Source organism: Corynebacterium suicordis DSM 45110 (assembly GCF_015351405.1).
Taxonomy (GTDB): domain Bacteria; phylum Actinomycetota; class Actinomycetes; order Mycobacteriales; family Mycobacteriaceae; genus Corynebacterium; species Corynebacterium suicordis.
Window position 1 is genome coordinate 309434 of the sequence record NZ_JADKMY010000003.1, and the last position, 6076, is coordinate 315509.

Annotated in this window: 6 protein-coding genes and 1 rRNA gene; 2 read left to right on the forward strand and 5 right to left on the reverse strand. The window is 58.0% G+C overall.

Annotation, left to right across the window (positions count from 1 at the left end):
• Positions 1-63 precede the first annotated feature (63 nt).
• Complete coding sequence (gene yidC / locus IRY30_RS09760) at positions 64-1029, forward strand: membrane protein insertase YidC (RefSeq protein WP_194557228.1); 966 nt, start codon at positions 64-66, stop codon at positions 1027-1029.
• 6 nt (positions 1030-1035) lie between these two features.
• Here yidC and IRY30_RS09765 read toward each other — a convergent pair whose 3' ends face one another.
• The 3 genes from IRY30_RS09765 to IRY30_RS09775 all read right to left on the reverse strand — a co-directional run bounded on the left by IRY30_RS09765 (position 1036) and on the right by IRY30_RS09775 (position 3120).
• Positions 1036-1659 carry a TetR/AcrR family transcriptional regulator gene (locus IRY30_RS09765; RefSeq protein ID WP_194557229.1) on the reverse strand — a complete coding sequence of 208 codons (624 nt, stop codon included), beginning with the start codon at positions 1657-1659 and terminating at the stop codon, positions 1036-1038.
• Positions 1660-1815: 156 nt separating this feature from the next.
• Entirely contained in the window at positions 1816-2724 is a 909-nt protein-coding gene (locus tag IRY30_RS09770) for a universal stress protein (RefSeq protein WP_194557230.1), read from the reverse strand.
• Between the two features lie 234 nt (positions 2725-2958).
• Positions 2959-3120: a hypothetical protein gene (locus IRY30_RS09775; RefSeq protein ID WP_194557231.1), complete on the reverse strand. Its 162-nt coding sequence runs from the start codon at positions 3118-3120 to the stop codon at positions 2959-2961.
• Between the two features lie 17 nt (positions 3121-3137).
• On the opposite strand from IRY30_RS09775, the gene IRY30_RS09780 reads away from it, so the two are divergent.
• Positions 3138-4157, forward strand: coding sequence for a pseudouridine synthase (locus IRY30_RS09780; RefSeq protein WP_194557232.1), 1020 nt, complete (start codon positions 3138-3140; stop codon positions 4155-4157).
• Between the two features lie 5 nt (positions 4158-4162).
• On the opposite strand, the gene IRY30_RS09785 is transcribed toward IRY30_RS09780, so the two are convergent.
• Entirely contained in the window at positions 4163-5674 is a 1512-nt protein-coding gene (locus IRY30_RS09785) for an MFS transporter (protein ID WP_194557233.1), read from the reverse strand.
• A gap of 144 nt (positions 5675-5818) precedes the next feature.
• Positions 5819-5935 (reverse strand): 5S ribosomal RNA (gene rrf / locus IRY30_RS09790).
• Positions 5936-6076: the final 141 nt, after the last annotated feature.

Here is a 6076-nt window from a genome sequence, read left to right on the forward strand (position 1 = left end):
TCAGTGTGCAGGCTCACTGTGTAGATAACGCGCAGTGACCGCACACTGACTATTGTTTTTGTAATGATCATCGTTGAATATCCCGTTGCCGCGGTACTCAAGCTCTGGCACCTACTGCTGGCTAATGTCCTCGGGATCGCCCCCAATGTCGCTTGGGTGGGCGCGGTGGTTCTCTTGGTGCTTACTTTCCGGTTGATGCTTCTGCCGCTTGCCTACCGGCAAATCAAGTCTGGCCGCATCCTGGCTAATCTGCGCCCACAGATGCGGGAAATCCGCGAGCGTTATGAAGGGAAGACGGATCCCGAAAGCCGGCGTGAGCTGCGGCGTGCACGCCAAGAAGTGCAGAGTGCCAACGACTACAAGCTTCGCGATGGCTGCCTCCCGCTGCTCATCCAGTTGCCGGTACTCATTGGCCTCTATCGGCTTCTCCTGCGCATCGCGCGCCCTGAAGAGGGCCTGAATTCTGCACACTCCGGCTATGGCCCCCTCTCCGCCACGGACTTCACCACCTTCTTGGATGCCCGCCTCTTCGGCGTGCCGCTGCCCACCTACGCCAGCATGGCTGAGGGTGAACTGCGATCGCTCGGCACAAGCGGTTTAGAAGTGCTCACTGTGGCTTTGCCGCTGATCATCATGGCGTCTGTGTTCACCACCACGAACTTCATTTACAGCACCAGCCGCACGTTCCGCACGGTGGATTACAGCCAAGGTTTTGCCCGTTTTATCTCCAAATTCATGATCTTTATGGGGCCACTCATTTTGTTTTTCCCGTGGGTTTTTGGACTCTTCGGGCCAGCCCCCATCGCGCTTTTGCTCTACTGGGTGTGCAATAACCTGTGGACTGCTGTGCAGAGCTATGCAATTCAATCGCATTTGGATAAGCATTACCCGTATACCGATGAGTTTTGGGAATATTTCGCCACGCAGAAACAACTACATAAGGAAAACCGCGCAGCCAAAAAGAACCGGCTTTCTCAGCCACCTAATCAGAATGCCCTTAACTCCCCCGATGAGCAGCCCAGCGAATAGCGCGGGCTAAATGTTGTACATCGCCGGCGCGGTGAGCAGCAGCTGACGCGCCATTCCCCTGGCGGTCTCCAGCGGCACCACGGAACGGCTCATCTTGGCTGCTGCCAAGCCACCGTCAAGGCACACCATCAACTGGTCAGCCAGGGTGCGGGATGAGTAGCCGAAACGCTCATTAAGCAGCTCAGCCATGGTGTCTCTACACCAATCCCGGTGCGCCATCGCTGCATTGCGGATGCGCTCTTCGGATTCAGTTTCCGGTCGTGGGTATTCACTGGCAGCGTTTTGGAAGTGGGAGCCACGAAAGTTATTGTCCGGCTCATCCCGGATGCAGAGATCAAAGAATGCGATGATCCGCGCTTCCGGGCTTTCCCTTTCGTCGGCTATCTCATGCCACCTGGCACGCCACCCCGTGTCCAATTCCTCGAGGTAGGAGACAACGAGGTTGTCCTTGGAGCCGAAGAGGGAATACAGGGAGGCCTTGGCCACATCGGCATCGCGGAGGATGCGGTCGATGCCGATTACGCGGATTCCCTCGGTGGTGAAGAGGTTGGTGGCGCTGGCGAGAAGACGTTGACGCGGCCCGGGACGGTTCCGTCTCCGAGTGCTGGTCTTCTTGGTCGCTGTTGCCATAACCCTTTCCTTGGTCAATCCTGGCCGGGCATTGCCCTGCTCGTTCCCTTATTCTTCCGTAATCACCACGCGTTGCCCCTCGCTTGCCGCCGAGCGTGTTCAAGAATTCTCGACTGGCAAATCGATAAGGGCAACGCGTGCGGATTACTACTGGGTTTAGAGTCTAGCCTGTCGGACAACCATCATGGGGCAGGGCGCGTATTGCAGCAATGCGCGGGAGGTGGAGCCCAGCAACATGCCCCGGAATCCGCCTCGTCCGTGGGAGCCCAGAACCAGAAGTTGCGCGCCTTCGGAGGCGGTCTTGAGCGCGTGGACAGCGCGTTCCCGCTCCACGAGTTCTTCCACCTCAACGTCTGGGTACTTCTCCCTCATGGGAGCTAGTTCACTGTGCAGCAGGTCCTGGTATTCACCGTTGAGCTTTTCCAAGTCGCCGCGGGAATCCAGCGCTCCCACCAGAGACGCCTGGAATTGCGCATCGGTCCATGCCAGCACCGCGCGCAGTGGCACTCGCCGGGCGTGAGCTTCTTGGAATGCCAGCTGGATGGCCTGGCGAGATACGGTCGATCCGTCCACACCAACCACCACGCGGCTGCCTTCGTTAGCTTCTTCCACGTCGCTTTCCTTGCGGACAACCACCACTGGGCAGGAGGCGTGGGAGACAACCGCAGCGGAGACAGATCCCATGACCAGGCCGGAGAGGCCACCCAGGCCGCGGGAGCCCATGACCAGCATCTCCGCGTTCTCTGAGAGCTCCAGGAGGAAGTCGATCGGAGAGACTTCCTTGACCTGGTGGTTCACGGTGAGCGAGGGGAATTCCTCCGCGATCAACTGGCGGGCATGATCCACCTTGGCTTGAGCATCGGTTTCCAGCTCGTCGTAGAGCTCCTGCGGTGGCACCATGCCATCTGCGTACATGAACTGAGGCAAGGTGTAGGCGGTGGCCAACTTGATGGGCTGTTCCCGCTGAGCTGCAGCATTGGCCGCCCAGCGAACTGCTGCCTCGGAAGCCGCAGAACCATCAACTGCGACCACAATTTCCTTCGCGGAATTGTTGGTGGAGGTCATGAGTTCATATTCCTTTCACTCGCACTTCCGCCGAAGGCAACGCCACAGCATTTCTGCATCGATATTCGCATTGTTGCGCTCTCAGCCTTACCGTTGGCGGGGAACTTCATTAACTGAAGCCCTCTGATTCCATTATGCGCTTTTAATTCACTTTCGTCAGCAAAAAGGGACCCTCCGTGGCGAATGTCATACCCGCCGGAGGGCCCCTTTTCCTGCGCTTATTGCGCTAGCGAATTATGGGCGAGGAGAGGTGTCTGGAAGTGGCACGTCCCAAGCTCCGGGTGCATTGGCTGGGTAGAGGAATTGGAAGATTCCGCCCAAGACACGCGCAATAGCCGCGCCTGCATCGGTGCTGAGGAAATCTGAGATAGCATGCAAGATTACGTTAAGATCCATGAGTGGGAGTATACGCAATGATTAACCCGCTTCCAATACGTTTGGGATTAAATCCAACTCGAGCTCGAGTTTCCACTCCCCTCACCGCCGCAGAATTCGTGGGTCAATTGATTTCCGCGCAGCGTCATCGTAATCCCGCAGATGATGCCGCCGCTCTCCTCCAGAGGTTTTCCGCAGGCGAAGTGCGCCTTGATTCCGGGGAAATTCTCCGCCCTGATTCCCCGCTTTCACCTGGCGTTTTTATAAATTTCTATCGCTACCCCGCCCCTGAGCGCGAGGTCCCCGGTCAACTTCGTCTTCTTTTTTCCGACGCCACCCTTCTCGTCCTCGATAAGCCCCCATTCCTGGCTACTCTCCCCCGGGGTCAGCACATACGAGAAACCGCTCTGGTTAGAGCCCGAATTCAATTTAATGTCCCCGAACTCTCCCCGTGCCATCGCCTAGATCGCCTCACCAGTGGGGTATTGATGATGACAAAGCGCCCGGAAGCGCGCGGGGCATACCAAACCATGTTTGATCGACGCCTGCCGCAAAAGACATATGAGGCAGTAACCGAGCTTCCGGATAACGCGGCCTTTTCTCCGATCCCGCGGTTCAAGGACTGGCGCTCCTGGGATGCGCCCACCGCGCAAGCACCCTGGGAACTGCGGCACCACATGATCAAGATCCGCGGACGATTGGCCACGTATCTGGATGAATCATTGCCGGTGGAGGATATGAATGCCCGCACCCTGGTCACGGGAATGCGGGTGGAGAACCGGCAGGGCAGGGACGTGGCGGTATGGACGCTGCTGCCCAAGAGTGGCCGCACCCATCAGCTACGGGTGGCGATGCGCACCTTGGGCTTGCCGATTCTCAACGATCCCCTTTACGAAGAGCTCAGCGATACCGCCCTGCTCACCCCGGACGGAGTGCTGCCCAGCCCGGTCTTTGTGGAGCACGAGGACTTCACCCGGCCCATGGGTCTCATTGCTAAACGGCTGGAGTTCACAGATCCCCTCACTGAGGAACCGCGGAGCTTTAGCAGCCTGTACTAGCGAAACTAGTGGGCTGCGTCCTCTGGAAGTGAATACCCGCGGAGCTTGCCGTGAGTAACCCACGCGCCGATCAGCAGCACCACGGTAACCAGAACCGTGCTGCTCAAGAAGCCCGAATTGAAGCTGTCTTCTGCGCGAGCCAGGACTTCCCCAACCATTCCGGGATCCACGTGACCTTCGTGGATGGCCAGTTGCGCATTCTGCAAGCCCTCACCTGCGCGGGCCGGGACTCCGTCTGGCAGGACAAAACTCCGGGAATAAATAAAGGAGATTAGGCTTCCCAGCAGGGCTACCGCAGAGAGGGAACCGAACTCATAGGAAACTTCCTCCACCGAAGCCGCCATGCCGGCGCGGTGCGAGGGCGCGTTGGAAATCATCAAGATGGACGCCACGGCCATCACCGCACCCGTTCCGGCACCGAGCAACAACAAACCAACCACCAACAGAGCAGTGCTGTGGAACAACCCGCCCAATCCAACGATCGCGGAGCCGATCGCCGCCAAGAACAGGCCACCAGCCACCAACAGGTGAGGCCCGAAGACATGCAACCGCGCACCTGCCACCACGCTGGTCAGCGCAGACCCCAGAGCGATAGCGGAGACCACCAACCCAGCCTGAAGTGGAGAGAATCCCTCCACCAACTGAGTCTTCTGCGAGACCACGTATTGCGCGCCGACTGTGGCGAACATCGCGAAGCTGGCGCCGATTACCCCGGCTACGAAAGGAGGTTCAGCGAAGATCTCCATGGTGAGTAGTGGCTGCTCGAGGCGGCCTTGACGTCGGACAAAAAGAACCCCTCCCACAACCGCCGCGACAAGCGAGCCGACAATGATCACCCAGTTCTGTGGGGAATGAGCCAACTCCTTAATGAAAAGAACGGCGCCAACCAGGGAGATCATGGCGAGGATGGAAGAGACCACATCCCAGTGCTTATCCGGATTCCGGACGCTACGCGGGGCCACGAAAGGCAGCGTGATGAGCGCGAAGAGAACCATCGGCACATTGAGAAGGAAGACTGAACCCCACCAGAACCACTCCAGTAGAAGCCCGCCGACCAATGGGCCGATTGCTGCCGCCACCACTGCGAGGAGCGCCCACACTCCGATGGCGAAGCTGAGTTCGCGGGATTGGGTAAACGTGATGCGGATGAGGGAAAGCGTAGAGGGCATCATCGTTGCGGCACCCACGGCCAGTAGGGCGCGAGCAGCAATGAGGAATTCCGGCCCGGGTGAGAAAGCGGCAAAGATTGAGGCGACGCCGAAGATCACCAATCCGATGGTGAACATGAGTCGGTGGCCGATCTTGTCCCCGAGGGTTCCTGTGCCCAGGAGCAATCCGGCGATGACAACTGGGTAGGCGTTGATGATCCACAGCTGCTGGGTGCTGGTGGCGTTAAGCTCGTTCACGAGGGTGGGAAGCGCGGTGTAGAGGACCGTGTTGTCCAGGGTGATGAGGAATACTCCGATACCGACAACAGCGAGTAGTAACCACCGAGCATTGGAACGAGTTTCAGGCATAAAAACAGACTACTAGCTGGGAATTTGAAGGCAAACTGGATAGTTTTTGGGCATAGAAAAGTGGGCCCTCACAGACCAGGAAAAGAAACAACGTTCTTCTCCCGGCCCGTAAGGACCCACACATTTCACACACACAATAATAAATGCCGGCGGTGACCTACTCTCCCACACCCTCCCAGGTGCAGTACCATCGGCGCAGACAGGCTTAGCTTCCGGGTTCGGAAAGGGACCGGGCGTGACCCCGCCGCTAAAACCACCGACAAAACAAAACAGAACAAACCACACACCCAACCCCCACACACAAGTGCTTGGGGGTGGTGTGCCGTGTCGTCCCAGACACTGCACAGCAGACGCGAAAATATCTATTTTATGTTGTTACGCAACAGTCATCATGCACACCAA